General features: G+C 73.9%; 3 protein-coding genes. All 3 read right to left on the reverse strand.

Going from position 1 to position 2,149, the window contains the following annotated elements:
- Positions 1-595 (reverse strand): amidohydrolase family protein (locus PUR61_RS04440; RefSeq protein WP_329875839.1); only part of this gene is annotated, 595 nt, incomplete at its 3' end.
- The gene (locus tag PUR61_RS04445; RefSeq protein ID WP_329875841.1) at positions 592-1,629 is read right to left on the reverse strand and encodes an aldo/keto reductase; all 1,038 of its coding nucleotides are present in this window, start codon (positions 1,627-1,629) and stop codon (positions 592-594) included. The genes PUR61_RS04440 and PUR61_RS04445, both read right to left, overlap by 4 nt.
- Positions 1,626-2,149 (reverse strand): SDR family NAD(P)-dependent oxidoreductase (locus PUR61_RS04450; RefSeq protein ID WP_329875842.1); only part of this gene is annotated, 524 nt, incomplete at its 5' end. The genes PUR61_RS04450 and PUR61_RS04445, both read right to left, overlap by 4 nt.

The raw sequence follows: 2,149 nt of genomic DNA on the forward strand, positions 1-2,149 counted from the left end.
AGACGTTCGGTTCGCCGGCCAGGTTCTGTATGTGGCTCGCCCACGGTTGGAGTTCCGCCACCGCGACGGCGGGTTTGCCGGCGTGGTCGAGCACGAACGCGAGGCCGGGCAGGCGGCGGGCCGCGGCGGTGGCCGCGGGCAACTGGTGCGGCAGGACGAGCAGGTCGTAGACCAGGCCCGCGTCGGCGACCGCGGCCAGCCCCCGCAGGACCTCCGGACGGAGCAGCCAGTGGGGGTCGGGTTCGCCCTGGACCTGGTGGCGCACGCCCACCAGGTACTCACCGCCCGGCAGCTCACGCAGGCGGGCCAGCCGGTCCGCCACGTCGGCGGCGGTGAGGTCGGTCCACCCGACGACCCCGGCGACCAAGGGGTCGGACGCCGCTTGTGCCAGCAGCTCCGGCGTCTCCTCGGCGACCGGAACCGTCTGCACGAGGATGGTGGAGGCGACCGCGGCCCGCTCGGCCTGCGGACGCAGGTCCGCCAGGGCGAAGCTGCGCCTCAGCGGTGCGAGGTCGTCGCCGGTGATCCACTCCTGGTCGCGTACGGCCAGGTCCCACACGTGGTGGTGGGCGTCGACGATGATCGGGTCGCTCATCGGTTGCTCCTCGGACGGGGCCCGCCCGCGGGCGGCGGGCCGGGCGGGACCGGTACGTCCCCGGGGAGCAGCCCTTCGGCGCGCAGGTCCTGCCACAGCCCGTGGGGGATCGGCTGGCTGTACTGTTCGACGGCGTCGGTGACCTCGTCGGGCGTGCGTAGGCCGATCAGGACGCCGGCGACGGCCGGGTGTCCGAACGGGAAGCGGGCGGCGGCCGCCCGCAGCGGCACACCGTGCCGTTCGCAGACCTCCTGCATCCGTCGGGCGCGTTCCACCAAGGCGGCGGGGGCGGTGGTGTAGTCGAAGGTGGCGTCCGGGCGCGGGTCCGCGAGCACGCCGGAGTTGAACACCCCGCCCACCATCACCGAGACGCCACGTTCGCCGGCCGCCGGGAGCAGGTCCTGGAGTGCCGCCTGGTTCAGCAGCGTGTAGCGGCCCGCGACCAGGACGATGTCGACATCGGTGTCGCGGACGAAGCGGGCCAGTGGTGCGCAATGGTTCATTCCGGCGCCGATCGATCCGACCAGGCCTTCGGCGCGCAGTCGTTCCAGTGCCGGGTAGGCCTCGTCCAGCGCCTGGTCCAGGTGGTCGTCCGGGTCGTGCAGGTAGACGGTGTCGACGTGGTCCAGGCCGAGGCGGGTGAGGCTGCCCTCCAGGCTGCGGCGCACGCCGTCGGCGGAGAAGTCCCACACCCGCCGGTGGGTGGCCGGCACCGCGAACCCGTTGGCGAGGTCGTCCCCCACCGGGTCGGGGACGGGTTCGAGCAGCCTGCCCACCTTGGTGGACACGGTGTACTCGCCGCGCGGGCGGGGCGCCAGAGAGGCGCCCAGCCGGCGCTCGGACAGCCCCAGGCCGTAGTGCGGTGCGGTGTCGAAGGTCCGGATGCCGTGGTTCCAGGCGGCGTCGATCGCTGCGGCGGCCTGCTCGTCGCTCGTCGGCGCGAAGAGGTTGCCGATGGCCGCCGCGCCGAAGGCCACAGGCGAGGTCCAGGCCGTGCCACGCCCGACGGGCACCCGGGCCGCGGTGGTGTTCACGACATCACCGGCCTCAGGCGCAGGCCGGCCATGCCTCCGTCGACGGCCAGGGCGGTGCCGGTGACGGAGCCGGCCGCCGGCCCCGCGAGGTAGACGACGGCGGCGGCGACCTCCTCGGAGGTGACCAGACGCCCGTGGGGCTGGCGGGCACACAGTGCGGCGCGCTCCGCCGCCGGGTTACCGGCGCTCTCCAGGAGCCGGCCGATCCAGGGCGTGTCGACGGTGCCGGGGTTGACGCAGTTGACCCGGATTCCCTCCCGGACGTGGTCGGCCGCCATCGCGAGGGTGAGGGAGAGGACTGCTCCCTTGCTCGCGGAGTAGAGGGCGCGCTGGGGCAGGCCGGCCGTCGCCGCGATCGAGCAGACGTTGACGACCGAGGCGTGCGCGGAAGCGCGTAGATGGGGCAGTGCGGCGCGGGTGACGCGGACGAGTCCGAGGACGTTGACGTCCAGGACGGTGTGCCACTGGTCGTCGGGGTTGTCCTCGACCGTGCCGATGGCACCGATCCCCGCGTTGTTGA

The organism is Streptomyces sp. BE20, assembly GCF_036322525.1.
Classification (GTDB): Bacteria; Actinomycetota; Actinomycetes; order Streptomycetales; family Streptomycetaceae; genus Kitasatospora.